Consider the following 25,552-nt stretch of genomic DNA (forward strand, 5'->3'; position numbering starts at 1 on the left):
AAACCACGACGCCAGCAGTGAGCTGGCGGCATGGTGAGTTGATGCCGTTACAAAGTGCTGAACAGCGGGAAAGTCCCCAACAGCAAGGCGGCGACCAGTATGCACAGGCAGACCAGTACTGCCCACTTCAGGGTAAAGCGTTGATGGTCACCGAACTCGATCCCGGCCAGTGCTACCAGCAAATAGGTAGACGGTACCAGTGGGCTGAGCAAGTGGACGGGCTGACCAACGATCGAGGCACGTGCCATTTCCACCGCGGTGATGCCGTAATGACTGGCGGCTTCGGCCAACACCGGCAACACGCCGTAATAAAATGCGTCGTTCGACATGAAGAACGTGAACGGCATGCTCACCAGCGCCGTGATCACCGCCAGGTACGGGCCGAGGAAATCCGGGATCACCGCCAACAGACTTTTCGACATGGCATCGACCATGCCGGTTCCGGTCAAAATACCAGTGAAGATACCCGCGGCAAAAATCAGACCGACCACCGCCAGCACGCTGCCGGCGTGAGCCGCAACGCGGTCCTTCTGTTGTTGCAGGCACGGGTAGTTGACGATCATCGCGATACTGAACGCCACCATGAACAGCACCGGCAGCGGCAACAGGCCAGCGATCAGGGTGCACATCAGGGCAACGGTCAGTGCGCCGTTGAACCAGATCAGCTTCGGACGACGGGCGTCCGGGTACTGGGAAACGCTGATTTCGCTGTGGTCCACTTCATCGCCGGCCAGGTGCAGCTCACCCAGGCGAGCACGCTCGCGTTTACCGTAGAAGTAAGCAATCGCCAGGATCGCCACCACACCGGCCAGCATCGCCGGAATCATTGGCACGAAGATGTCGGACGGGTCCACATGCAGCGCACTCGCGGCACGGGCGGTCGGGCCGCCCCAAGGAGTCATGTTCATCACGCCGCCGGCGAGGATGATCAGGCCAGCCATGATGCGCGGGCTCATGCCGATGCGGCTGTAGAGCGGCAGCATGGCGGCCACGCAAATCATATAAGTGGTCGCGCCGTCACCATCGAGGGAAACAACGAGCGCCAGAACGGCGGTGCCGACCGAAACTTTCAACGGGTCGCCCTTGACCAGTTTGAGGATCTTGCGCACGGCCGGGTCAAACAGGCCGGAGTCGATCATCAGGGCGAAGTACAGAATGGCGAACATCAGCATTACGCCGGTCGGCGCAAGCTTGGTGATGCCTTCGAGCATCATCGGGCCGATTTTCGGTGCAAAACCACCGAACAGGGCGAAGATGATCGGAATAATGATCAGGGCGATCAGCGCGGACAGGCGCTTGGTCATGATCAGGAACATGAACGTGATGACCATGGCAAAGCCAAGGAAAGTCAGCATGGGAATACTCCAGGCGTAGCGCGGCTAGGGAATGGGCGAACCGGATGGGTCAGCGCAGAACGGGAAGCACGAGGCGTACGGGCGGAGTTGCAGCGAAGGGGCGGGTAGTAAAGGACATCAGAATCACCATTGTTGTTGTTAATTGGGCCACGCGAGCGATAAAACACACGCGCGGCCAACCGGTCTCTTGCCGGTAGTGGGGGCCGATCCTAATGGGGAAAGCTTTCAGCCAGCTTTCGCGGCCGAAAGCATTGTCCGGATGGGTAACCGGTCGTCGGATAGGCTTAACCTCAGTAAACACTGCACAGTAGGTAAAAACATGGACGACATTCATACCGGCGGCTGCCATTGCGGCCATCTGCGCTATCAATTTCGCGGACCATTGCACGACATCGCCCACTGCCACTGTTCGATTTGTCGACGAGTCAGCGGCGGTATTGTGACCACCTGGATCACTGCGCCCGCCTCAGCCTTTGAATGGCTGGCCGGGACACCGGCGCGGTACGACTCTTCCGAAAGCTGCGCGCGGTATTTCTGCCCGACCTGTGGGGCGCAGGTGGCGCTGGTGACGTTGCTCAGCCCCGAGAGCATCGACCTGACCATCGCTACCCTCGATCATCCAGAGCTGGCTCCAGCCGACCGGCACATCTGGACCGACAGCCGCTTGCCCTGGCTGCACCTGGACGAGCATTTGCCCGTCGAAGCAGAAGAAACGATCTGATCAGAAAATAGACAGGTCCAATGGACGGATGGCACCCATCCAGACTGCGTGCTCCGTATGATCGAGCAAGTCATCGCCGGTGTCCGGGTGCAAGAACACCACCAAGCCGTTGCGATTGAGCGCCAACCACGGCAGCACATCGCCGATAAGCTGCGGGCCGAACGCCAGTTGGCAGCTCCAGTCCGGGTGCGGACCCACCGGGCGCTCGTGCACGCGGCCCATCTTCAACGGGAACAACTGCGCCGCCTGCTCACACAAGGCTCGTGCCTGATCGATAGTGCTGGCGTCGAAATAAACGTGGGCGTGGTAGCCCGTGATGGTTTGCATCTGAACCTCTCCAAAAACCCGGTCGAACCCTCACTGTTTCCTACAGGTCACACGTCATATACGTGGGAAACAAGGAACTCAGCCATGAAAAATGCCGAAACCCCGGTGGTGAAAGTGGTGCTCTATGGTGCCATGAGTAGCCTGGGCAGTGCGCTGATGGCTGAAATGCTGCGGCGCCAGCATGAAGTGATCGCGATTCTCGATGACCTGACGGCGCTGGCGCCTCGACCCGGACTGCGCACCAAGAATGGCGACCTGTTCGACGCCGAACGCGTGAAACAAAGCGTGGCCGGTTGTTCGGTGGTGATCTGTCTACTAGACGCACCAGGGCTGCCGATCAGCAGCGAACACGTGGAGAAAACCATCGTACCGGGACCGGTCGAGCAGGTGCTGGCAGTGGATGCATTGATCGACGGTATGCAAGCCGCCAGCATTGGCCGGTTGTTTGTGGTGGGGCATTTTGAGGAATTGGACGAGCCGGAGGTGGACGATGACCTTCAGCGCCATGCCGCCGAAGAAATCCTCGAAGCCCTGCAAGGCAGCGGTCTGCACTGGACGTTGGTGGATGTGCCGCACGGGGTGGCCGGGCTGACCATCGAGCATTTCAGCCAGGTCAGCAGCAGCCTTGAGCCGGGTCTGGCCGAGCCATTGCGACGGCTAAATCGTGTGGCGGTCGGGATCGCTGATGAGCTGCGGTTGAACCTGCATGTCGGTGAGCATGTGAGTTTTGTGGCGGCTTCGGGGCCGTAAAAGATCGCAGCCTTCGGCAGCTCCTACAGGTGCGATCTTTTCGCCCGTCACACCGCAATCGACGGTAACGGCAAACCAGTCAACGACTGCGCACTGCTGGCCTGCTCTGCCATCAACCAGTCCACAAACTGTTTGATCAACACGCCACGACGTTTGCGCTGAGGCAAGACAACGTAATAACCCAGCCGTGAAATCACCGTGTCGGCAATCGGCCGACACAACAAACCCTGAGCCAACAAGTTATCCACAAGGTGCCGCCAACCAATGGCCACGCCCTGGCCACCAATCGCCGCCTGAATCAACAACGTGTAATTGTCGAAACGCAGTTGCCCCGGCACCGGCGCCGAGGTGATCCCCAGCTCCCGGAATACTCCGCTCCAGTCGAACCAGTTGCTGCTGTTTTCACCACGTAAATGCAGCAGGGGAAACTCCAGCAATGACTGGACCGGCAAGGGCAGGACGCGATCCTTCAACAATAGCGGACTGCACACCGGAAACACTTCTTCGCTGAACAGCCAATGGCTTTCGCCTTGCTTGAAGCGCCCGTCGCCGAACAGCACCGCCACGTCGATATCGGTACGCAACATGTTGTGATTGCGTTCGCTGGTGACCAGGCTGACATCGACCTGGGGATTGGCTTCGTGAAACCGGTGCAGGCGTGGCATCAACCAATACGCGGCGAAGGCGAAGTCGGTGGCGACTTGCAGCACTTCGTGGGACTGCTGTGTGCTGATCGCAGTCAATCCGGCGTCGATATTCTGTAAACCGAGCTGAACTTGCTCGAAAAGAATCGCCCCCGCCTCAGTCAGCTCGATACCTCGATAGATGCGATCAAACAGCCGTGTCCCGAGCTGTTCTTCCAGCCGTTTGATCTGCTGGCTGATCGCCGGTTGCGTGGTACCAAGCTCCACCGCTGCGGCGGTAAAGCTGCGTTGACGCGCCGCCGCCTCGAAGGCACGCAGCAAGTCGAGAGACAAATCACCAAGGGCGTCATACATAAGCAGTGCTTATCCTAGTCATTGCCGTACATGGGCTTTACCGCAAAAGGCATGGGCTACATGCTCGATCGCAGCACTCTCGCATAAATATTCACTATGGAATGCCGCGATCACATGAAGCGCAAGAATATTCTTTTCATCATGGCCGATCAGATGGCCGCGCCAATGTTGCCGTTCTACGGCCCTTCGCCGATCAAACTCCCGAATCTCAGCCGCCTGGCCGCCGAAGGCGTGGTGTTCGACGCCGCGTATTGCAACAGCCCACTCTGCGCGCCGTCGCGTTTTACCCTGGTCAGCGGTCAGTTGCCGAGCAAGATCGGCGCCTACGACAACGCGGCCGATTTCCCAGCCGACGTGCCGACCTATGCCCACTACCTGCGTCGCCTCGGCTACCGCACCGCGCTGTCGGGCAAGATGCACTTCTGCGGCCCGGACCAACTCCACGGCTATGAAGAACGCCTGACCAGTGACATCTACCCGGCCGACTACGGCTGGTCAGTGAACTGGGACGAACCGGATGTACGTCCGAGCTGGTATCACAACATGTCGTCGGTGCTACAGGCAGGGCCCTGTGTGCGGACCAATCAGCTGGATTTCGACGAAGAAGTGGTATTCAAGGCCCAGCAATATCTGTTCGATCACATTCGCGAGGATGGCGATCAGCCGTTCTGCCTGACCGTCTCGATGACTCACCCACATGACCCGTACACGATTCCCAAGGCTTTTTGGGATATGTATGACGATGCCGACATTCCGTTGCCCGAGACACCGGCACAGACTGCACTCGATCCACACTCCCAACGTTTGCTCAAGGTTTACGACCTGTGGGACAAGCCGCTGCCTGTGGATAAGATTCGCGATGCGCGCCGGGCGTACTTCGGTGCATGCAGCTATATCGACAGCAACGTCGGCAAACTCCTGCAAACACTCGAGGAAACCGGGCTGATCGACGACACCATCATCGTTTTCTCCGGCGACCACGGCGACATGCTCGGCGAGCGTGGGCTCTGGTACAAAATGCACTGGTTTGAAATGGCCGCCCGCGTCCCCCTGCTGATCAGTGCGCCGGGGCAATTCGGGGCGGGCCGGGTCAGCGCAGCCGTCTCCACCGCGGATCTGCTGCCGACCTTTGTCGAACTGGCTGGCGGTTCCCTGGAACCAGGATTGCCGCTGGACGGTCGCTCGCTGGTGTCGCACCTGCAAGGGCAGGGCGGTCACGACGAAGTGTTCGGCGAATACATGGCCGAAGGCACCATCAGCCCGTTGATGATGATTCGGCGCGGCGCCTACAAATTCATCTACAGCGAAGATGACCCTTGCCTACTCTTCGACGTACATAACGACCCGCGAGAACAGGAAGAACTCAGCCAGTCCCCGCAACATCGGCCGCTGTTCGACGATTTTCTCGCCCAAGCGCGGGCCAAATGGGACATTCCCGCGATTCACCAACAGGTGCTCGCCAGTCAGCGGCGCCGGCGTTTCGTCGCCGACGCCCTGACTATCGGCAAGCTGAAGAGCTGGGATCACCAGCCGCTGGTGGACGCCAGTCAGCAGTACATGCGCAACCACATCGACCTCGATGATCTGGAGCGCAAAGCACGTTATCCACAACCCTGCCAAAACCAATAATGTGAAGGGGAAGTCCATGCAAAGGTTATCCACAGTACTGACGGTCGGGCTTCTGGCTCTGGGCAGTGCATCGGTTTACGCCGATCAAAGCTGCGAAACGGTGAAAATGGCCGACCCTGGCTGGAGCGACATCGCCGCGACCAACGCCATCACCGGGTTTCTGCTGGACGGCATGGGCTACAAGGCCAAGGTCGACACCCTGGCGGTGCCGATCACCTTTGGCGGGCTGAAGGATGGTCAGGTCGACGTGTTTTTGGGTAATTGGATGCCGGCGCAGCAGGGCTTCTATGACAAATTCGTCGCCACCGGCGACGTGACTCAATTGGCGAAGAATCTCGACGGCACCGAGTTCACACTGGCCGTGCCGGATTATGTGTGGGACGCGGGTGTGCATAACTTTGCCGACTTGAACAAATATGCAGATAAGTTCGACAAGAAAATCTACGGCATCGGCTCCGGCGCCCCGGCGAACATTTCGCTGCAGGACATCATCAAGAAAAACGACTTCGAACTGGGCCAATGGAAACTGATTGAGTCCAGCGAGCAGGCGATGCTGGCCGAAGTCTCCCGCGCGGTGAAGAAACAGAAATTCGTGACCTTCCTCGGCTGGACCCCGCACCCGATGAACGTGCAGCTGAAAATGCATTACCTGAAGGGCGGCGAGAAGTACTTCGGCGACACCGGCGCGGTTTATACACTGACCCGCAAAGGTTATGCACAGGCCTGCCCGAACGTTGGCAAGTTGCTGACCAACCTGAGTTTCACCCAGGAAATGGAAAACAGCATCATGGCCGAGGTGGTGAACAAGAAGGTTAGCAATGCTGATGCGGTGAAGGCGTGGATCAAGGCCAACCCGGCGGTGCTGGATAAATGGCTGGACGGGGTGAAGACCGTGGATGGGCAGGATGCATTGCCGGCAGTCAAAGCCAGGCTCTAACCCGAACCTGTAGGAGCGAGGCTTGCCCGCGAAGGTCTCGGCGCGGTTTTTCTGAAGAACCGCGTTAGCGTTCTTCGCGGGCAAGCCTCGCTCCTACAGAAGGAACGCTCGTCGCTGTCCTGTTACCCTTGCGCAAACTCCCACCCGAGAGGACCCATGGCCTTCCCCAGCCGCCATTCACTCTTCCCGTTTCTCAGTTGGCTGCCACGGCAGACCCGCGCCAGCGTCAGTCGCGACCTGATCGTCGGCCTCAGCGGTGCGATTCTCGCGTTGCCGCAATCCATTGCCTACGCGCTGATCGCCGGTCTCCCACCGGAATACGGCTTGTACGCCGCGATCATCCCGGTGCTGATCGCCTGCTTGTGGGGGTCGTCCTGGCACTTGATCTGCGGTCCTACAGCAGCGATTTCCATCGTCCTATACGCCAGCGTCAGTCCTCTGGCCGTGCCCGCGTCACAGGACTACATCACGCTGATCCTGCTGCTTACGCTCCTGGCCGGCATTTTTCAGTGGCTATTGGGGATGCTGCGTTTCGGCGCGCTGGTGAATTTTGTCTCGCACTCGGTGGTACTGGGTTTTACCCTCGGTGCGGCCGTGGTGATCGCCATTGGACAGATGCCGAACCTGCTCGGGCTGGACTTGCCCAACCAGGCCACGGCGCTCAACAGCCTGGTGACCTTGATCACGCACCTCGGGGCTGTGGATAAACCTTCGCTGGTGCTAGGTCTTGCCACGGTCGTTGTCGGGATTGTCTTGAAACTGTTGCTGCCCCGTTGGCCGACGCTATTGATCACCCTGATCCTGAGCGGTGTGCTGGTGTGGCTCTGGCCGGCGATGTTCGGCCATGTGAAATTGGTCAGCGAATTTGTCGGACGCTTGCCGCCCTTCAGTTCGTTGCCGCTGGATCTGGAACTGGTGCTGCGCCTGCTGCCGAGTGCCGTCGCCGTGGGCATGCTTGGATTGGTGACGAGTCTGTCGATTGCCCGCTCCTTGTCGGCCCGTTCGCAGCAGTTGCTCGACGCCAACCAGGAAGTCCGCGCCCAGGGTTTATCAAACATCGTCGGAGCGTTTTTTCCGGCTCGCTGTCAGCCGGGTCCTTCACCCGTTCGGGGCTGAGCTACGAGGCCGGCGCCTGCTCGCCACTGGCCGGGGTGTTCTCGGCGTTGTGGGTGGCGCTGTTCGCGATCTTCGGCGCCGGGTTGATCGCACACATTCCGATCCCGGCCATGGCCGGCAGCATTCTGTTGATCGCCTGGGGGTTGGTGGACCATCGCGGCATTCGCGCGTTGCTGCGGGTCAGCCGTGCCGAATTCGTGGTCATGGCCCTGACCTGTGTCGCCACGTTGCTGCTGGAATTGCAGACGGCGATCTACGCCGGGGTGCTGGCGTCGCTGTTCTTCTACCTCAAGCGCACTTCGCAACCACGGGTGCAGCACTGGCGCGAGGGCGATGAAGACATCCTGCGGGTCGGCGGCTCGATCTTCTTTGGCGCCAGCCATTACCTGCAAGTGCGCCTGCAACGGATGCACGGCGCGAAGGTGGTGATCGAAGCGCAGCACATCAACTTCATCGACTATTCGGGTGTGGAAATGCTGCACCAGGAAGCACGGCGGTTGCTCAAGCAAGACCGTAGCCTGACCTTGCGCGGCGCGCGGCCGCCGGTGGTGGAGGAGTTGAGGAAGCTGGAAGGCGCCGAGAAATGCCCGATTCGTTTCGAAGATTGAGTGAAGCCATAAAAGATCGCAGCCTTCGGCAGCTCCTACAAGGTGAACGCCGATCCTGTGTAGGAGCTGCCGAAGGCTGCGATCTTTTGATCTTATAGAGCTAGCTGACGACGCAGTTCAGCCAGTACCGGCGCCGTATCCGGCCGCACGCCGCGCCACAGGTAGAAGGCTTCCGCCGCCTGCTCGGCCAGCATCCCCAACCCATCCATCGCCACCGCCGCGCCGTGTTCACTGGCCCAGCGGCAGAACGAGGTCGGTTCCTTGCCGTACATCATGTCGTAGCACACGGTCTTGCCCGGTTCGATCAGGCTGCTGGCAATCGGCGGTACATCACCCGACAGACTGGCCGACGTCGCGTTGATGATCAGGTCCACCGGCTCGCGCAACCAGTCAAAACCACTGGCGGACACCGGCCCCAAGTCGGCAAACAACTCCGCCAGCAGCTCGGCTTTTTCCACTGTGCGATTGGCGATGATCACCGACGCCGGTTGTTCGGCCAGCAATGGTTCCAACGCCCCGCGCACCGCACCGCCGGCACCCAGCAACAGGATGCGTTTGCCCTTGAGGCTGAAACCGGCGTTGACTGTCAGGTCGCGCACCAGCCCGGCACCATCGGTGTTGTCGCCCAACAGGCTGCCGTCAGCCAGTTTGCTCAAAGTGTTCACCGCCCCGGCTCGCTGCGCGCGCCCTGTCAGGCTGTCGGCCAGACGATAGGCGTCTTCCTTGAACGGCACGGTGACATTCGCCCCACGACCGTGAAGGAAAAATGCCTGGGCAAACCCGGAAAAATCGTCGAGCGGCGCCAACGAAGTGCTGTAGTCCAATTGCTGAGCGGTTTGCTCAGCGAACAAGCGATGGATCAGTGGCGACTTGCTGTGGCCAATCGGGTTACCGAATACGACGTAACGATCCATCAGGATTCCTCTCAGGCCTTGGCCAACCAATCGCGGTCTTGCAGGAAGTACTCGGTCAGGCGCGCTTCTTCGCTGCCCGGCTCGGCTTTCCAGTCATAGCCCCAGCGCACTTGCGGCGGCAGGGACATCAGGATCGATTCGGTACGACCACCCGATTGCAGACCGAACAACGTACCGCGGTCGTAGACCAGGTTGAACTCGACATAACGACCCCGGCGGATTTCCTGGAACTCACGCTGTTTGGCGGTGAACGCATCATTTTTGCGGCGCTGCACAATCGGCAGGTACGCGTCGATGAACGCGTCACCGATGGCACGCATGAAGGCGAAACTGGTGTCGAAGTCCCACTCGTTCAAGTCATCGAAAAACAGGCCGCCGATGCCCCGAGGTTCATGGCGATGCTTGATGTGGAAATAGCTGTCGCACCAGGCCTTGTAGCGCGGGTAGACGTCCGGCCCGAACGGCGCGCAGGCCTGTTCGGCGATACGGTGCCAATGCACGCAGTCTTCTTCATTGCCGTAGTAAGGGGTCAGGTCGAAGCCGCCGCCGAACCACCAGACCGGCTCTTCACCTTCTTTTTCAGCGATGAAAAAGCGCACGTTGGCATGGGAAGTGGGCACATGCGGGTTGTGCGGGTGAATCACCAGGGACACGCCCAGCGCTTCGAAGCCACGCCCTGCCAGTTCCGGCCGATGGGCGCTGGCGGACGGAGGGAGACCGCTGCCAAAGACATGGGAAAAGTTGACGCCACCCTTTTCGATGACTGCGCCGTTTTCGATCACTCGGGTCCGACCGCCACCGCCGGCAGGCCGGGTCCAGGCGTCTTCGACGAAGCGTGTGCCGCCGTCCTCGGTTTCCAGAGCGGCGCAAATGCGGTCTTGCAGGTCGAGCAGGTAGGCTTTTACGGCCTCGGTGCGGGTCGTCATGTCATCACCTTGAATCGGGCAAAGCTACGCGGCGCACGAATGGCCGGCGGCAAATTGCTGCGTAGGATAACACCGCACCTTGTTCCACCGCAGTTGACGAAGATCATGGTTAGGAGTCCGATAGGGAGCTTCGCAAAGCGACCTAAGGAGAGTTCTGATGGCAAAGCGTATCCAGTTCCGCACCCATGGCGGCCCCGAGGTGCTCGAATATGTCGATTACGAACCTGCCGAACCCGGCCCGCAGCAAGTGCGCGTGACCAACAAGGCTATCGGTCTGAACTTCATCGACACCTATTTCCGCAGTGGCCTCTATCCGCCGCCGGTATTGCCATCGGGCCTGGGCTCGGAAGGCGCGGGCGTGGTCGACGCCGTCGGCAGCGAAGTCACTCGCTTCAAAGTGGGTGATCGCGTCGCTTATGGCAGCGGCCCATTGGGCGCCTACAGCCAGGTTCACGTCTTGCCCCAAGCCAATCTGGTGCATCTACCCGATGCCATCAGCTTCGAACAGGCCGCCGGTGTGATGCTCAAGGGCCTCACCGTGCAATACCTGTTGCGTCAGACTTATGAACTCAAGGGTGGCGAAACCATCCTGTTCCATGCGGCTGCCGGCGGTGTCGGTACGCTGGCCTGCCAGTGGGCCAAGGCACTGGGCGTGAAGCTGATCGGTACGGTCAGCTCACCGGAGAAAGCGGCCCTGGCCAAGGCCAACGGTGCCTGGGCGACCATCGACTACAGCCACGAAAACGTCGCACAACGGGTACTGGAATTGACTGACGGGAAAAAAGTCCCGGTGGTGTACGACGGCGTGGGCAAGGACACCTGGCTGACGTCCCTTGATAGCGTGTCGCCTCGGGGTCTGGTGGTAAGTTTCGGCAATGCGTCGGGCGCGGTGGACGGGGTGAACCTGGGGATTCTATCGGCGAAAGGTTCGCTGTACGTGACCCGGCCAACCCTGGCGAGCTACGCCAACAATGCCGAAAACCTGCAACGCATGGCAGATGAATTGTTCGAGATGATCATCAGCGGGAAGTTGAAGGTGGAGGTTAGCCAGAAGTATCCATTGGCGGAAGCGGCGAAGGCGCAGACCGAGTTGTCGGCGCGGCGCACCACTGGCTCGACTGTTTTGTTGCCTTGAGGGCCTCTTCGCGGGCAAGCCTCGCTCCTACAAGGATCACCTAAACCCTGTAGGAGCAAGGCTTGCCCGCGAAGAACGATGACGCGGTCTTAATCCGGGCGCACCACGTGCCCGGTCGCCACATCACGAATCACACTCGGATTCTTGCGCCCACCCAGATTCCCGCCCATCACCAGATCAAGCTGCCCACGGAAATACTGCTCGATGCGAATCCGCGTGCGCGCCGCCGGCCGGCCCTGGGGGTTAGCGGACGTCGATACCAGTGGTCCGACCACTGCACACAAATCCCGCACCAACGGGTGATCGCTGACCCGCAGCGCTACCGTTTCATGCACGCCGGTAATCCATTGCGGCAACAGATTCTGGTGCGGCACCAGCCAGGTGTTCGGCCCCGGCCAGGTGCTGGCCATGCGGTCCATCCACAGTTCCGGAAAGTCTTCGAACAGGAAGTCGAACTGGCGAATGTTGTCGGCCACCAGGATCAGGCCTTTATCTACCGCCCGGCCCTTGATCATCAACAGACGATCCACCGCCTCTTCGTCCCACGGGTCACAACCCAGGCCCCAGACAGCTTCGGTTGGGTAGGCAATCACCGCTCCTGCGCGAATTGCTTGTGCGGCTTGCTGCACACGCCAACTGTTGACCATGAAAAGACTCTCCGGAATAAGGCTCTGCGCAGTTTACCGATCTTCCTTATAAAACCTAGCTCACCCGCGCAAACCAGCGTCCGCTTTCGCACACCGCCCGGCCATCCATTTCCAGCTCCGTCAATGCCGCCAGCACTTTCGGCAAGGCCCAGCCGCTGCTGTGAGCCAACGCCTCACTGGTATGGGGCGCCGCGTGGAGCAACATAAGCAATGGATGCGTCGTCGACGCAGCGGCCATGGATAACGGCAACTGTTGCCAGCCACGCAGGGCTTCGAGGATGTGCTCGATGGTTTCCACCAGCATCGCACCGTCGCGGATCAGTTGATGGCAGCCCTTGGCGCCGGGGTGGTGGATCGAACCCGGAATCGCATACACCTCGCGACCCTGTTCCGCCGCAAGCCTGGCGGTAATCAACGAACCACTGGCGACCCTGGCCTCGACCACCAGCACGCCGAGGGATAAACCACTGATGATCCGGTTGCGCCGGGGGAAGTTGCTGGCAGTGGGGCTGGCGTCCAGCGGGAACTCCGAAAGCACCGCACTACCGGAGGCAATCATGGCATCGGCCAGCCAACGATTGCGCTGTGGATAAAACTTTTCAAGACCCGTGCCAAGCACACCTACCGTTTGCCCGCCAACGTCCAATGCCGCCTGGTGCGCAGCGGCATCGATACCCAGAGCCAGACCGCTGGTGATGACGAATCCGGCACCAGCCAGGCTGCGGGAAAACGCAGCCGCCGTGTCCATCCCTGGCCGCGACGCGCGGCGACTGCCGACCATCGCCAGTTGCGGTTTTTCCAGAATGCCCGGATCCCCGGCGACAAATAACAGCGGCGGCGCATCGCTGATTTGCGCCAGCAACGCCGGGTACTCAGGCTGGTCCCACATCAGCAAATGCTGGCCCGGACGCTCTAGCCAGGCCAATGCATGGCTGGCGCCGTCGCGGATTTCATGGCTGCGCCGGGCCTGCGCACACACCAGCGGCACGCCCAGCGAACGCCAGGCACTGGCGGGTGCGCTGATGGCTTTTGAGGCAGAGCCAAAGGCTTCCAGCAGTTTTTAAATCGCGCAGGTCCGAGTTCGGGCAAGCGGTGCAGGCGTAAACGAGCCTCCAGTTCCGCAGGGGAAACCGGCGTAATAGCAGAGAGTGACATGGATCATCCTTGATCGTTATGAACCCCGTTCAAACGGGAATAAGCTGTGGATAACTCTGTTGGTAACTTGTGGAGCAGGCTAAGGATTTCGCACCTTATCCATCACTGCCAGAGAGCGCGATGCATTAAGGACCAAACCGTAACTGAGTTTGTCGTAGGTGCGGAAAACCATCAGCAAACCGGCGCGCTCATCGGGAATTTTCAGCGGCTGGCCCGTCACGCGATCACGCACGGTTTCGCCGGTTTTCATCACCACCAACACGTTGCCTTCGGCCAGACCGTCCCGTTGCCCCTTGTTCAGTGTGACCACGTCCATCGCGCCAATCTGCGTGACGCCGCGGGGTACATCGATAATCAAGCCGTTGATTTCGCTTTTGGGTGCACTGGGCATGAAGGTCGAGTTGATCGCCCGTTCCTCGCCGGTGAACAAGCGGTCGCCGAGGCGCACTTCCTGGGTGGTGCGTTGCAGCGCCAGAGTGGCGACGTCGCCTTCGGTCGCGATAATTTCGCCGCCACCGATGTCGTCGGCGTTGATCCCCAGGAACTCCTTGCTCTGCGGATCGGTGTACACCTTGCCCTGACGGAAGATGCCGTACACCGGTTGGTTCGGGTCGAAATGCCCGCGAGCGAAGATCCGGTCACCGGTGCCGCTGAGCACCCGTTCGGCATCGCCGGCGACGATGTACGGCGCCTTGTCGAAGTCCTCGACCTTGTCGACGATGCGGTTGCTCAGCAGAAAACTATTGATCGATTGCAGCGGAATGCTTGGGATCGCGTCGGCCACCGGGCTGCTGCGGATGCGTGGCGACAGTTTGATGGTGCCGCGGGACTCGCCGCGATTGAGGGTCAGGCGTGGCTGGCCATCGACATAGGTCAGCGTCAGCAAATCGCCCGGATAGATGAGATTGGGGTTTTGGATCTGCGGGTTGACCTGCCACAGCTCGGGCCATTTCCACGGCTCACGCAGGAATTTCCCGGAAATGTCCCAAAGTGTGTCCCCCCGTACCACCGTGTATTGCTGCGGAAAACCTTCCTTGAGTTGCACTTGCCCGTGCGCCAAACCGGCCGAGGCCAGAAGGAGCAAGGCGAGTAGTGATTTCCTCATGCGGTGAATCCCTTTATTATGTGCGTTCGCGTAAAACGCCAGAGCCCCCGTGGCTCGCTCCTGGCTCTTCTCGAAGAAGGGAGCTACGTTTTACAACGGTAGCCTGCATCTTCGGACCCGCCAGGCCATCGACCCGACTTTACCTCACATGTGCAGCAAATAAGCTTATGGCCATTTTAGACATCCTCGAATTTCCCGACTCGCGCCTGCGCACTATCGCCAAACCTGTGGCCGTAGTGGACGACGAAGTGCGTCAGTTGGTCGATGACATGTTTGAAACAATGTATGAAGCGCCAGGCATCGGCCTCGCCGCGACCCAGGTCAACGTGCACAAACGTATCGTCGTGATGGACCTCTCCGAAGACCGCAGCGAACCACGGGTGTTCATCAACCCCGAGTTCGAAACCCTGACGGATGAGATGGAGCAGTATCAGGAAGGCTGCCTCTCGGTGCCGGGTTTCTACGAAAACGTCGATCGCCCGCAGAAGATCAAGATCAAGGCCCTGGACCGCGACGGCCAGCCTTACGAACTGATCGCCGAAGGCTTGCTCGCCGTGTGTGTCCAGCACGAATGCGACCACCTCAACGGCAAGTTGTTCGTCGACTACCTGTCCAGCCTTAAACGCGACCGAATCAAGAAGAAACTGGAAAAGCTCCATCGCCAGAACGCTTGATGCCCCCTTTCAAAGGCTTGCTGCGGCAAGCCTTTTTCTTTGCGAGACCTTCTTCATGACTGAGCCACTGCGCATCGTCTTTGCCGGCACCCCGGAATTCGCCGCTGAACACCTCAAGGCCCTGCTCGCCAGCCCTTACGAGATCATCGCGGTCTACACCCAACCGGACCGTCCGGCGGGTCGAGGGCAAAAGCTGATGCCGAGCCCGGTCAAGCAGTTGGCTCTGGAAAACAACATCCCGGTGCTGCAACCGCCGACCTTGCGCAACGAAGACGCCCAGGCTGAACTGGCCGCATTGAAGCCGGATTTGCTGGTGGTGGTCGCCTACGGCCTGATCCTGCCGCAAGTGGTGCTGGATATTCCACGCCTGGGTTGCATCAATAGCCACGCCTCCTTGCTGCCACGCTGGCGTGGTGCGGCGCCGATCCAGCGCGCCGTTGAAGCAGGCGACAGCGAAAGCGGCGTGACCGTGATGCGCATGGAGCTGGGCCTCGACACCGGCCCGATGCTGTTGAAAGTCACCACGCCGATCACCGCGGAAGACACCGGTGGCAGCCTCCATGATCGACTGGCCGAAATGGGCCCACCCGCCGTCGTTCAAGCGATTGCCGGCCTCGCTGCTGGAACGCTGGAAGGCGAAGTTCAGGACGACAGCCTCGCCACCTATGCTCACAAACTGAACAAAGACGAAGCACGCATCGTCTGGAGCCGTCCGGCCGTTGAGCTGGAACGCCTGGTCCGCGCCTTCAACCCTTGGCCGATCACCCACAGCACGCTAAATGGCGAAGCGCTGAAAGTGCTGGCCGCAAGCCTCGCCGAAGGGCAGGGCGCACCGGGGGAAATCCTTGGCGCCAGCAAGGACGGCTTGATCGTCGCTTGCGGTGAGCAGGCGCTGTGCCTGACTCGTCTGCAATTGCCCGGCGGCAAGGCGCTGAACTTCAGTGACTTCTTCAACAGCCGGCGCGAGAAATTCGCCGTCGGCACCGTGCTCGGTCACGTGGCGGATGCTCAATGAACCCGCGTCTGGCCGCCGCCAAGGCACTTGCCGCTGTTCTTAACGGAAAAGCCTCACTCAACAGTTCCCTGCCGACGCAAATGGACAAGGTCGAAGACCGCGACCGCGGCTTCACCCAGGACCTGGCGTTCGGCACTGCGCGCTGGCAGCCGCGTCTGTCGGCGCTGGCGGCCAAATTGCTGCAGAAGCCGTTCAAAGCTGCTGATGCCGATGTCGAGGCATTATTGCTGGTCGGCCTCTATCAACTGCTCTACACCCGCGTCCCGGCCCACGCAGCCATCGGCGAAACCGTCGGTTGCGCCGAAAAGCTAAAAAAACCCTGGGCCAAGGCCTTGCTCAACGCCGTGCTGCGCCGCGCCCAACGGGAAAGCGAAGCGCTGCTGGCGGAGCTGGAACACGATCCGGTGGTGCGCACCGCCCACCCGCGCTGGCTGCAAAAATCCCTGAAAGCCTTCTGGCCGGAACAGTGGGAAGCCATCTGCGCAGCGAACAACGCCCACCCGCCAATGATCTTGCGGGTCAACCGTCGCCATCATTCTCGTGACGCCTACCTCGGCTTGCTGACTGACGCGGGCATCGCCGCCACGCCGTGCGTTTACAGCCGCGATGGCATCATCCTCGAAGCCGCCGCCGACGTGCGCAGCCTGCCGGGTTTCGCCGAGGGCTGGATCAGCGTGCAAGACGAAGCGGCACAACTGACCGCCGACTTGCTGGACCTGGCGCCGGGCCAACGGGTGCTCGACGCCTGCTGCGCGCCGGGTGGCAAGACTTGTCACATCCTGGAAGCCGAGCCAGCCCTGGCCGGCGTCGTCGCCGTGGACCTGGAAGCCAAGCGTCTGGTGCGGGTGCGGGAAAACCTCGCGCGCCTGGGCCTGAGCGCCGAACTGATCGCCGCCGACGGCCGCGACACCGCGACCTGGTGGGACGGCAAGCCGTTCCAGCGCATCCTGTTGGACGCGCCATGCTCGGCCACTGGCGTGATCCGTCGTCACCCGGACATCAAACTGACGCGCCAACCCGACGACATCGTTGCGTTGGCGGTGCTTCAGGGCGAACTGCTCGACGCCATGTGGATAGCGCTGGAAGTCGGCGGGATTCTGCTTTACGCCACCTGCTCGACGCTGCCGACCGAGAACACCGAAGTCATCGAAGCCTTCCTCGCTCGCACGCCGGGCGCCCGTGAGCTGGACCTCGCCACCACGGCCGGGATCAAGCAGCCTCATGGTCGCCAATTGCTGGCCCAGCAGGGTGGCCACGACGGGTTCTACTACGCCAAGCTGATCAAGATTGCCGCAGCGCGCGGTTAACCGGATTTCAAGGGAGTGACTGGATGAAGATCATCATCCTCGGCGCCGGGCAGGTCGGCGGTTCGCTGGCGGAACACTTGGCCAGTGAAGCCAACGACATCACCGTGGTCGACACCGACGGCGAACGCCTGCGCGACCTCGGCGATCGGCTGGACATCCGCACCGTGCAGGGCCGCGCCTCGTTCCCGACCGTGCTGCGCCAGGCCGGCGCCGACGACGCCGACATGCTGGTGGCGGTGACCAACAGCGACGAGACCAACATGGTCGCCTGCCAGGTCGCCCACACCCTGTTCCACACCCCGACCAAGATCGCCCGGGTCCGCGAAGCCGCGTACCTCACGCGCGGCGGGCTGTTCAACAACGACGCGATCCCGGTGGACGTGCTGATCAGCCCGGAGCAAGTGGTCACCAACTACATCAAGCGCCTGATCGAACACCCCGGTGCCTTGCAGGTAATCGACTTCGCCGAAGGCAAGGCGCAACTGGTGGCGGTGAAGGCCTATTACGGCGGGCCGTTGGTGGGTCAGCAACTGCGGCAGTTGCGCGAACACATGCCAAACGTCGAAACCCGCGTAGCGGCGATTTTTCGGCGCGACCGGCCGATCCTGCCGCAGGGCGATACGGTGATCGAGGCCGACGACGAAGTGTTTTTCATCGCCGCGAAGGCGAACATTCGTGCGGTGATGAGCGAAATGCGCCGCCTCGATGAAAGCTACAAACGCATTGTCATTGCTGGCGGCGGGCAAATCGGCGAACGACTGGCCGAAGCCATCGAAAGCCGTTATCAGGTGAAGATCATCGAGATGAACCCGGCACGCTGCCGCCACCTCTCGGACACCCTCGACAGCACCGTGGTGTTGCAGGGCAGCGCTTCGGACCGCGACTTGCTGCTGGAAGAGAACATTGCCGACGCCGACATCTTCCTGGCCCTGACCAACGATGACGAAGCCAACATCATGTCGTCGTTGCTGGCCAAGCGGCTCGGCGCGAAGAAGGTGATGACGATCATCAACAACCCGGCCTACGTTGATTTGATCCAGGGCGGCGACATCGACATCGCCATCAGCCCGCAGCTGGCGACCATTGGCACCTTGCTGGCTCACGTGCGCCGTGGCGATATCGTCAGCGTGCACTCACTGCGCCGAGGCGCGGCGGAAGCCATCGAGGCGATTGCCCATGGCGATGCGAAGTCGAGCAAGGTGATTGGCAAGGCGATCGAGAATATCGGGTTGCCGCCGGGCACCACGATTGGCGCGATTATTCGTGATGAAGAAGTGATCATCGCCCACGACGATACGGTGATCGAAACCGGCGACCATGTGATTCTGTTCCTTGTGGATAAGAAGCATATTCGGGATGTGGAGAAGCTGTTTCATGTGGGGTTGAGCTTTTTCTGATCCAAAATCGCCAAGATCGCAGCCTTCGGCAGCTCCTACACAGATCGGCGTAGGAGCTGCCGAAGGCTGCGATCTTTTGATCCTCACTTCAGCGCTAAAGGAATCCACCCATGATCGAATCCCTGGAAAAAATGCTCGCCAAGGGTGTGGATAACTCCTTGCTGCGCTTCGGCCTGGGCAAGGGTTATCTGGATCTTGGGGAAAACGCCAAGGCAGCGGAGCATTTCCAGCGTTGCGTCGGGTTCGATCCGAAGTATTCGGCGGCCTGGAAGCTGTTGGGCAAGGCGCACTTGGCGCTGGCAGATTTTGCGGCTGCACGTCAGGCGTGGGAGCAAGGCCTGGAAGCCGCCCGCGCCCATGGCGACAAGCAGGCAGAGAAGGAAATGACGGTGTTTCTGAAGAAGCTCGAGCGTCAGGCTCTCTGATCAGAGATAGCGCAGGCCAATCCCTTCGGCATCCACCAGCACCACTTCCATGCGCACTCGCGGCGCGCCTGTGGGCAAGTCTTGTACCTGGCCGAAGACCAGCGTGCCTTTGGGCAATACCGACAGGGTCGGGTGCTTGACGTAGACCCCCGTCGTCGAGAGGTTACGGGTTTGCCCCAGGCACTCGCCGAAGCTTTCGTGACTGATCTTGATGCGAAATGATTTGCGGTGGTCGGACATCTCTGCGCCCTTGATTGAACTGTTTGTGGATAAGCCGTGGAGCAAGATCAAAAGATCGCAGCCTTCGGCAGCGCCTACGAGTTATCCACAGATCGTGCCATTAACGTCAGTACCAGCGTTCTTCGCCGGGTGGACGCTTCTTGAAGCGCTTCATGCTCCACATGTACTGGCTCGGATACGCCCCGACATAGCGTTCGACGACTTTGCTCATGGCGGCGCAGGACGTCTCGGTATCCGTGCTGTACATGGCTTGCGGTGCGGCTTCGAGGATCACTTTGTAGCCTGAACCGTCCGGCAGCCGCAGGGCATGCAGGAACACGCCGACCGCTTTGCCACCGGCGAGCATGTTCGGCACGAACTTGCTGGTCAGTGCCTGGGTGGCAAAGAACGGCACGAAGATTCCGGCGGATTCAGCCGGTTCCGGGTCAGCGGGGATGCCCACTGCACCACCTTTGCGCACTTCCTTGATGACGCTGAGGATGCCTTCCTTGGTGGAAGCGGCTACTCGGTTGCCCAATTGAACCCGTTGCTTGCGCAGCAAATCGTCTACCGCCTTCAACTTTGGCGGACGATAGAAAATGATCGGTTTGCACTGGCTGCAATAGAAGTGGTTCAACACTTCCCAGTTGCCCAGGTGGCTGGTGATGCCGACGACGCCTTTGCCGGAGGCGAGGGCGTCCTTCAATACGTCGAGGCCTTCGACTTCGCGCACCAGGTCGATGGAACGCTGGGCCGGCCAGATCCAGGCACAGGCGCTTTCGGTCAGGGACTTGCCGATGTCGCTGAGGCTCCGGCCGACCAGACGCTCACGTTCGGCCGGGTCCATCTGCGGAAAGCACTTGGCCAGGTTGATCCGCACCACGTCGCGGGAACGGTTGGGGGTTTTCCACATCACCCAGCCAATGGCCGAGCCCACCGCCTGCACTGCCCGCCACGGAAGCAGGGCAAACAGCCGCAGAGCGCCTACCAGCAAGGCGCCTTTAAACTTATCCACAGGTCACTCCTGATCTTGTGCTGTGTGCGAGGCGGCCATTCTAACCGCCGTTCGCCAGCGTCGCGTAGCGATCGCAATCCTGAGTGTGGTCCATGACCATGCCCGAGGCCTGCATCAGCGCGTAACAAATGGTCGGGCCGACGAACGTGAACCCAGCCTTTTTCAGGCCTTTGCTCATCTCCACGGCGACCGGTGTCACGGCCGGCACCTGGCTGCGATCCTTGAAATGATTGACCTTCGCAGTACCACCGACAAACGACCAGAGAAACCCCACCGGATCCTCCAGCGCCAGCCAGGCCTGGGCATTGCGCCGGGCCGCGTTGAGTTTCAGGCGATTGCGAATGATGCCTGGGTCAAGCATCAATTCATTGATTTGCGCATCGCTCATCTGCGCCACACGCTGCACGTCGAAGCCGAATAACACCTGGCGATAACGCTCGCGTTTGCGCAGCACGGTGATCCATGAGAGGCCGGCCTGGAACCCTTCGAGCAAAAGCAACTCGAACAATCCCTGCGCATCGCGTAGCGGCGTGCCCCACTCCTGATCGTGATAAGCCATGTACAGCGGATCTTCGGAACACCAAAAGCAGCGTGGCATAAGGCTCCAGGGGGCGTGCGCAGCAACGAATCGGGTATACTCCCGCTCTTTAAATCGCAGCCCAAGAAACAGGTGAATTTCGTGAGCCAGCCTACGCCAGCCGTGCGTACCTTCCAAGACTTGATCCTCGCCCTCCAGCAATACTGGGCCGAGCAAGGTTGCGTGGTACTTCAGCCCTACGATATGGAAGTAGGCGCCGGCACTTTCCACACAGCCACGTTTCTACGCGCCATCGGCCCGGAAACCTGGAACGCCGCTTATGTGCAGCCCAGTCGTCGCCCGACTGACGGCCGCTACGGCGAAAACCCGAATCGTCTGCAGCACTACTACCAGTTCCAGGTAGTCCTGAAGCCGAACCCGGACAACTTCCAGGAACTGTACCTGGGCTCCCTCAAGCACGTCGGGCTGGACCCGTTGGTCCACGACATTCGCTTCGTCGAAGACAACTGGGAGTCGCCAACACTGGGCGCCTGGGGTCTGGGCTGGGAAGTCTGGCTCAACGGCATGGAAGTGACGCAGTTCACTTACTTCCAGCAAGCGGGCGGCATCGAGTGCTACCCGGTGACCGGCGAGATCACCTACGGTCTTGAGCGTCTGGCCATGTACCTGCAAGGCGTGGACTCGGTCTACGACCTGGTCTGGGCTGACGGTCCGATGGGCAAGGTCACCTACGGCGACGTGTTCCACCAGAACGAAGTAGAGCAATCGACCTACAACTTCGAACACGCCAATGTCGAGAAGCTGTTCGAGCTGTTCGATTTCTACGAAAGCGAAGCCAAGCGCCTGATCGAACTCGACCAGCCGCTGCCGTTGCCGAGCTACGAAATGGTGTTGAAGGCGTCCCACACCTTCAACCTGCTGGATGCGCGCCGGGCGATCTCGGTGACTGCGCGTCAGCAATACATTCTGCGTGTACGCACCCTGGCGCGTTCCGTTGCGCAAGCCTACCTGCTGGCTCGCGCCAAGCTGGGCTTCCCGATGGCGACCCCGGACCTGCGTGATGAAGTGTTGGCTAAGCTGGAGGCTGCACAATGAGTGCTCTGGATTTCCTGGTTGAATTGGGCACCGAAGAACTGCCACCCAAAGCCCTTAACACCCTGGCCGACGCGTTCCTGGCCGGTATCGATAAGGGCCTGCAAGCCGCCGGCCTGAGCTACGAAGCCAAAACCGTCTACGCCGCGCCGCGTCGTCTGGCCGTGCTGATCAGCGCATTGTCCACCCAGCAGCCGGACCGCAGCATCAACCTCGACGGCCCGCCACGTCAGGCCGCGTTCGATGCCGACGGTAACCCGACTCAAGCAGCCCTGGGCTTCGCCAAGAAGTGCGGTGTCGACCTGAGCGAAATCGATCAGAGCGGTCCGAAACTGCGTTACAGCCAGAGCATCGCCGGTAAACCGACCGCGAGCCTGCTGCCGACCATCGTTGAAGATTCCCTGAACGACTTGCCGATCCCCAAGCGCATGCGCTGGGGTGCTCGCAAGGAAGAGTTCGTTCGCCCGACCCAGTGGCTGGTCATGCTGCTCGGTGACCAGGTCATCGATTGCACGATCCTCGCCCAGAAGGCCGGTCGCGATTCCCGTGGTCACCGCTTCCACCACCCGCAAAGCGTGCGCATCAGCGCGCCGGCCAACTACCTGGCCGACCTGCGTGCAGCCTACGTATTGGCCGATGCCGACGAGCGTCGCGCAATCATCAGCAAGCGCACCGAAGAACTCGCGACCTTGCAGGAAGGCACGGCAATCATCCCTCCAGCCTTGCTCGACGAAGTGACCGCGCTGGTGGAATGGCCGGTGCCGCTGGTGTGCTCGTTCGAGGAGCGTTTCCTCGATGTGCCGCAAGAAGCCCTGATCACCACCATGCAGGACAACCAGAAGTACTTCTGCCTGCTGGATGCCGACGGCAAGTTGCTGCCCCGTTTCATTACCGTGGCCAACATCGAAAGCAAAGACCCGCAACAGATCATCGCCGGTAACGAGAAAGTGGTTCGCCCACGCCTGACCGACGCCGAGTTCTTCTTCAAGCAAGACAAGAAGCAGAAACTCGAAGACTTCAACCTGCGCCTGCAAAACGTGGTGTTCCAGGAAAAACTCGGCAGCGTCTACGACAAGGCCGAGCGCGTTTCCAAACTGGCCGCGTTCATCGCGCAGCGCATTGGTGGCAACGCGGCATGGGCTTCCCGTGCCGGCCTGCTGTCCAAGTGCGACCTGGCGACCGAAATGGTGGGTGAGTTCCCGGAGATGCAAGGTGTCGCCGGTTACTACTACGCCCTCAACGACGGCGAGCCGCAAGAAGTTGCCCTGGCGCTGAACGAGCAGTACATGCCGCGCGGTGCCGGCGCTGAACTGCCGACCACCCTGACCGGTGCGGCCGTGGCCATCGCTGACAAGCTCGACACCCTGGTCGGCATCTTCGGCATCGGCATGCTGCCCACCGGTAGCAAAGACCCGTACGCCCTGCGCCGTGCAGCACTCGGCGTGTTGCGCATCCTGATCGACAAGAAACTCGACCTCGACCTGAACGACGCGGTGGCCTTCGCCGTGAATGCGTTCGGCGCCAAGATCAAGGCTGCCGGGCTGAACGAGTCGGTGCTGGAGTTCATCTTCGACCGTCTGCGTGCCCGTTACGAAGACGAAGGCGTGGACGTCGCGACTTACCTGTCGGTACGCGCTCTGAAGCCGGGTTCGGCGCTGGACTTCGATCAGCGTGTGCAAGCGGTTCAAGCCTTCCGCAAGTTGCCGGAAGCTGCCGCGCTGGCCGCAGTGAACAAGCGTGTTTCGAACTTGCTGAGCAAGGCCGAAGGCTCGATTCCATCGGTGGTGGAAGCCAAGTACTTCGACAACGCCAACGAGTTCTCCCTGTATTCGGCGATCCAGCAAGCTGACCAGGCTGTCCAGCCAATGGCCGCGGCTCGTCAGTACAGTGAATCGCTGGCACGCCTGGCGGCCTTGCGCGAGCCGGTGGATGCGTTCTTCGAAGCGGTGATGGTCAACGCGGATGACGCCAAGGTGCGCGCCAACCGTTATGCCCTGTTGTCCCGCTTGCGTGGGCTGTTCCTCGGCGTCGCCGACATTTCGCTGCTGGGGTAAGACTGTTTGAAACTGCTGATTCTCGATCGGGACGGGGTGATCAACTATGACTCCGACGCTTACATCAAGTCGGTGGAGGAGTGGATTCCACTCCCCGGTTCGATCGAAGCCATCGCGCAGTTGAGCAAGGCCGGCTGGACGGTGGCGGTCGCTACCAACCAGTCGGGCATCGCTCGCGGCTATTACGACATCGCCACCCTGGACGCCATGCACGAGCGCTTGCGATTGTTGGTGGCGGAGCAGGGCGGTGAAGTCGGGCTGATCGTCTACTGCCCGCACGGGCCGGACGAAGGCTGCGATTGCCGCAAGCCAAAACCCGGATGTTGAAAACCATCGCCGCGCATTACAACGTATCGCTGACTAATCTATGGTTCGTCGGCGACAGTCTCGGTGACCTGGAAGCCGCCAAAGCCGTCGATTCTCAACCCGTTTTGGTAAAGACCGGGAAAGGCGAAAAGACTCAGGGCAAGACCCTGCCGGTAGGCACCTTGATTTTTGACGATCTGGCGGCGATTGCCGCAGAACTTATCCACAATTAGAGTGCTTCGATTGTTCCGATTAAGGATTGATCGGAAGTGCGCTTTATATAGACGGGCAGCGCCCGCACGGTAAACGTCACCATGTCGATACTGCAGGCCATCAGAACGTTCCTCTTCTATCTGTTGCTGGGCACCAGCTCTTTGCTCTGGTGCAGCCTGAGCTTTTTTATCGCGCCGTTTCTGCCGTTCAAGGCCCGATATCGTTTTATCAACGTGTACTGGTGCCGCTGCGCCTTATGGCTGAGCAAAGTGTTTCTGGGCATCAGCTATGAAGTGAAGGGCGCCGAGAACGTGCCTGACCAGCCCTGCGTGATTCAGTCGAACCACCAGAGTACCTGGGAGACGTTCTTTCTCTCGGCTTACTTCGAACCGTTGAGCCAGGTGCTTAAACGCTCACTTCTGTTTGTACCGTTCTTCGGCTGGGCGATGGCCATGCTGCGACCGATAGCCATCGACCGCGACAACCCGAAAGCTGCGCTCAAACACGTGGCGAAGAAGGGCGACGAATTATTGAAGGATGGCGTCTGGGTGTTGATCTTCCCTGAGGGCACTCGTGTTCCCTACGGCACTGTCGGCAAGTTCTCGCGCGGCGGTAGCGCTTTGGCGGTCAATGCCGAACTTCCGGTACTGCCGATTGCGCACAATGCCGGCAAGTTCTGGCCGAAAACCGGTTGGGCGAAGAAGCAGGGCGTGATCACCGTGATCATCGGTGAGCCGATGTATGCCGAGGGCACTGGGCCGCGAGCCATTGCGGCGCTGAATGATCGGGTCCAGGCCTGGAACGAACAGATGCAGCGCGACATGGGTTCGTTGCCACCCGCTCCTCAGGCACCTGCCACAACTGATCAAGTGGCTGTCTGAGATTCTGTGGATAACCTGTGTACCGTTTTGTTGAAAAACGACGGATTTAGCTTATAGGGTAATGATTTATATACATATTTCTGAAGCTCATAA

23 protein-coding genes and 3 pseudogenes are annotated in these 25,552 nt (G+C 60.4%); 15 read left to right on the plus strand and 11 right to left on the minus strand.

Features of this window, described 5'->3' with window-relative positions; translation table 11 throughout:
- Positions 1–47: 47 nt before the first annotated feature.
- Positions 48–1,355, minus strand: coding sequence for a CitMHS family transporter (locus tag JFV26_RS24345; protein ID WP_201196003.1), 1,308 nt, complete (start codon positions 1,353–1,355; stop codon positions 48–50).
- Positions 1,356–1,674: 319 nt separating this feature from the next.
- Here JFV26_RS24345 and JFV26_RS24350 point away from each other — a divergent pair, with 319 nt between their 5' ends.
- Complete coding sequence (locus tag JFV26_RS24350) at positions 1,675–2,076, plus strand: GFA family protein (protein WP_201196005.1); 402 nt, start codon at positions 1,675–1,677, stop codon at positions 2,074–2,076.
- Here the strand turns inward: JFV26_RS24350 and JFV26_RS24355 are convergent, their stop codons facing one another.
- Positions 2,077–2,403, minus strand: coding sequence for a DOPA 4,5-dioxygenase family protein (locus JFV26_RS24355; protein WP_201196007.1), 327 nt, complete (start codon positions 2,401–2,403; stop codon positions 2,077–2,079).
- Between the two features lie 84 nt (positions 2,404–2,487).
- On the opposite strand from JFV26_RS24355, the gene JFV26_RS24360 reads away from it, so the two are divergent.
- Complete coding sequence (locus JFV26_RS24360; RefSeq protein ID WP_201196009.1) at positions 2,488–3,153, plus strand: NAD(P)-dependent oxidoreductase; 666 nt, start codon at positions 2,488–2,490, stop codon at positions 3,151–3,153.
- 47 nt (positions 3,154–3,200) lie between these two features.
- Here JFV26_RS24360 and JFV26_RS24365 read toward each other — a convergent pair whose 3' ends face one another.
- Positions 3,201–4,151, minus strand: a complete 951-nt coding sequence (locus JFV26_RS24365) for a choline sulfate utilization transcriptional regulator (RefSeq protein ID WP_201196011.1) — start codon at positions 4,149–4,151, stop codon at positions 3,201–3,203.
- Positions 4,152–4,265: 114 nt separating this feature from the next.
- On the opposite strand from JFV26_RS24365, the gene betC reads away from it, so the two are divergent.
- The 3 genes and pseudogenes from betC (at position 4,266) to JFV26_RS24380 (ending at position 8,441) form a co-directional block, all read left to right on the plus strand.
- Positions 4,266–5,780, plus strand: coding sequence for a choline-sulfatase (gene betC, locus JFV26_RS24370; RefSeq protein WP_201196013.1), 1,515 nt, complete (start codon positions 4,266–4,268; stop codon positions 5,778–5,780).
- Positions 5,781–5,796: 16 nt separating this feature from the next.
- Positions 5,797–6,717 (plus strand): choline ABC transporter substrate-binding protein, encoded by a 921-nt coding sequence (choX, locus tag JFV26_RS24375; RefSeq protein WP_201196014.1) that lies wholly within the window; start codon positions 5,797–5,799, stop codon positions 6,715–6,717.
- 156 nt (positions 6,718–6,873) lie between these two features.
- Positions 6,874–8,441 (plus strand): annotated as a pseudogene (locus tag JFV26_RS24380) (SulP family inorganic anion transporter).
- Between the two features lie 92 nt (positions 8,442–8,533).
- Here JFV26_RS24380 and aroE read toward each other — a convergent pair.
- Positions 8,534–9,355: a shikimate dehydrogenase gene (aroE, locus tag JFV26_RS24385; protein ID WP_201196016.1), complete on the minus strand. Its 822-nt coding sequence runs from the start codon at positions 9,353–9,355 to the stop codon at positions 8,534–8,536.
- A gap of 11 nt (positions 9,356–9,366) precedes the next feature.
- Positions 9,367–10,281 (minus strand): oxygen-dependent coproporphyrinogen oxidase, encoded by a 915-nt coding sequence (gene hemF, locus JFV26_RS24390; RefSeq protein WP_201196018.1) that lies wholly within the window; start codon positions 10,279–10,281, stop codon positions 9,367–9,369.
- 157 nt (positions 10,282–10,438) lie between these two features.
- On the opposite strand from hemF, the gene JFV26_RS24395 reads away from it, so the two are divergent.
- Positions 10,439–11,416: an NADPH:quinone reductase gene (locus JFV26_RS24395; RefSeq protein ID WP_201196020.1), complete on the plus strand. Its 978-nt coding sequence runs from the start codon at positions 10,439–10,441 to the stop codon at positions 11,414–11,416.
- Between the two features lie 89 nt (positions 11,417–11,505).
- On the opposite strand, the gene JFV26_RS24400 is transcribed toward JFV26_RS24395, so the two are convergent.
- From JFV26_RS24400 to JFV26_RS24410, 3 genes and pseudogenes are all read right to left on the minus strand, one after another.
- The gene (locus JFV26_RS24400; protein ID WP_201196021.1) at positions 11,506–12,063 is read right to left on the minus strand and encodes an L-threonylcarbamoyladenylate synthase; all 558 of its coding nucleotides are present in this window, start codon (positions 12,061–12,063) and stop codon (positions 11,506–11,508) included.
- Between the two features lie 55 nt (positions 12,064–12,118).
- A pseudogene (dprA, locus tag JFV26_RS24405) lies at positions 12,119–13,218 on the minus strand (DNA-processing protein DprA).
- Between the two features lie 79 nt (positions 13,219–13,297).
- The gene (locus JFV26_RS24410) at positions 13,298–14,323 is read right to left on the minus strand and encodes a LysM peptidoglycan-binding domain-containing protein (protein WP_201196023.1); all 1,026 of its coding nucleotides are present in this window, start codon (positions 14,321–14,323) and stop codon (positions 13,298–13,300) included.
- 167 nt (positions 14,324–14,490) lie between these two features.
- On the opposite strand from JFV26_RS24410, the gene def reads away from it, so the two are divergent.
- The 5 genes from def to JFV26_RS24435 all read left to right on the plus strand — a co-directional run bounded on the left by def (position 14,491) and on the right by JFV26_RS24435 (position 19,141).
- Complete coding sequence (def, locus tag JFV26_RS24415; RefSeq protein WP_201196025.1) at positions 14,491–14,997, plus strand: peptide deformylase; 507 nt, start codon at positions 14,491–14,493, stop codon at positions 14,995–14,997.
- Positions 14,998–15,052: 55 nt separating this feature from the next.
- Entirely contained in the window at positions 15,053–16,012 is a 960-nt protein-coding gene (gene fmt / locus JFV26_RS24420; protein WP_201196026.1) for a methionyl-tRNA formyltransferase, read from the plus strand.
- A complete protein-coding gene (gene rsmB / locus JFV26_RS24425) occupies positions 16,009–17,319 on the plus strand; it encodes a 16S rRNA (cytosine(967)-C(5))-methyltransferase RsmB (protein WP_201196027.1) in 1,311 nt (436 codons plus the stop codon). The genes fmt and rsmB overlap by 4 nt, the downstream gene beginning before the upstream one ends.
- 23 nt (positions 17,320–17,342) lie before the next feature.
- Positions 17,343–18,716, plus strand: a complete 1,374-nt coding sequence (gene trkA, locus JFV26_RS24430; protein ID WP_201196028.1) for a Trk system potassium transporter TrkA — start codon at positions 17,343–17,345, stop codon at positions 18,714–18,716.
- Positions 18,717–18,826: 110 nt separating this feature from the next.
- On the plus strand, positions 18,827–19,141 hold the full coding sequence (locus JFV26_RS24435; protein ID WP_201196029.1) for a tetratricopeptide repeat protein: 315 nt from the start codon (positions 18,827–18,829) through the stop codon (positions 19,139–19,141).
- On the opposite strand, the gene JFV26_RS24440 is transcribed toward JFV26_RS24435, so the two are convergent.
- The 3 genes from JFV26_RS24440 to tag form a co-directional block, all read right to left on the minus strand.
- Complete coding sequence (locus tag JFV26_RS24440) at positions 19,142–19,381, minus strand: PilZ domain-containing protein (protein WP_201196030.1); 240 nt, start codon at positions 19,379–19,381, stop codon at positions 19,142–19,144. It abuts the gene before it with no gap.
- Positions 19,382–19,487: 106 nt separating this feature from the next.
- Positions 19,488–20,375 carry a lysophospholipid acyltransferase gene (locus JFV26_RS24445; RefSeq protein WP_201196032.1) on the minus strand — a complete coding sequence of 296 codons (888 nt, stop codon included), beginning with the start codon at positions 20,373–20,375 and terminating at the stop codon, positions 19,488–19,490.
- 40 nt (positions 20,376–20,415) lie between these two features.
- Positions 20,416–20,973: a DNA-3-methyladenine glycosylase I gene (gene tag / locus JFV26_RS24450; protein ID WP_201196034.1), complete on the minus strand. Its 558-nt coding sequence runs from the start codon at positions 20,971–20,973 to the stop codon at positions 20,416–20,418.
- Positions 20,974–21,054: 81 nt separating this feature from the next.
- Between tag and glyQ the strand changes: the two genes are divergently transcribed.
- From glyQ to JFV26_RS24470, 4 genes and pseudogenes are all read left to right on the plus strand, one after another.
- A complete protein-coding gene (glyQ, locus tag JFV26_RS24455; protein WP_008155694.1) occupies positions 21,055–22,008 on the plus strand; it encodes a glycine--tRNA ligase subunit alpha in 954 nt (317 codons plus the stop codon).
- Entirely contained in the window at positions 22,005–24,059 is a 2,055-nt protein-coding gene (glyS, locus tag JFV26_RS24460; protein WP_201196035.1) for a glycine--tRNA ligase subunit beta, read from the plus strand. The genes glyQ and glyS overlap by 4 nt, the downstream gene beginning before the upstream one ends.
- A gap of 6 nt (positions 24,060–24,065) precedes the next feature.
- Positions 24,066–24,598, plus strand: a pseudogene (gene gmhB / locus JFV26_RS24465) (D-glycero-beta-D-manno-heptose 1,7-bisphosphate 7-phosphatase).
- A gap of 81 nt (positions 24,599–24,679) precedes the next feature.
- On the plus strand, positions 24,680–25,459 hold the full coding sequence (locus JFV26_RS24470) for a lysophospholipid acyltransferase family protein (RefSeq protein WP_201196036.1): 780 nt from the start codon (positions 24,680–24,682) through the stop codon (positions 25,457–25,459).
- Positions 25,460–25,552 lie beyond the last annotated feature (93 nt).

This window comes from Pseudomonas sp. TH31, from assembly GCF_016650815.1.
Lineage (GTDB): Bacteria > Pseudomonadota > Gammaproteobacteria > Pseudomonadales > Pseudomonadaceae > Aquipseudomonas.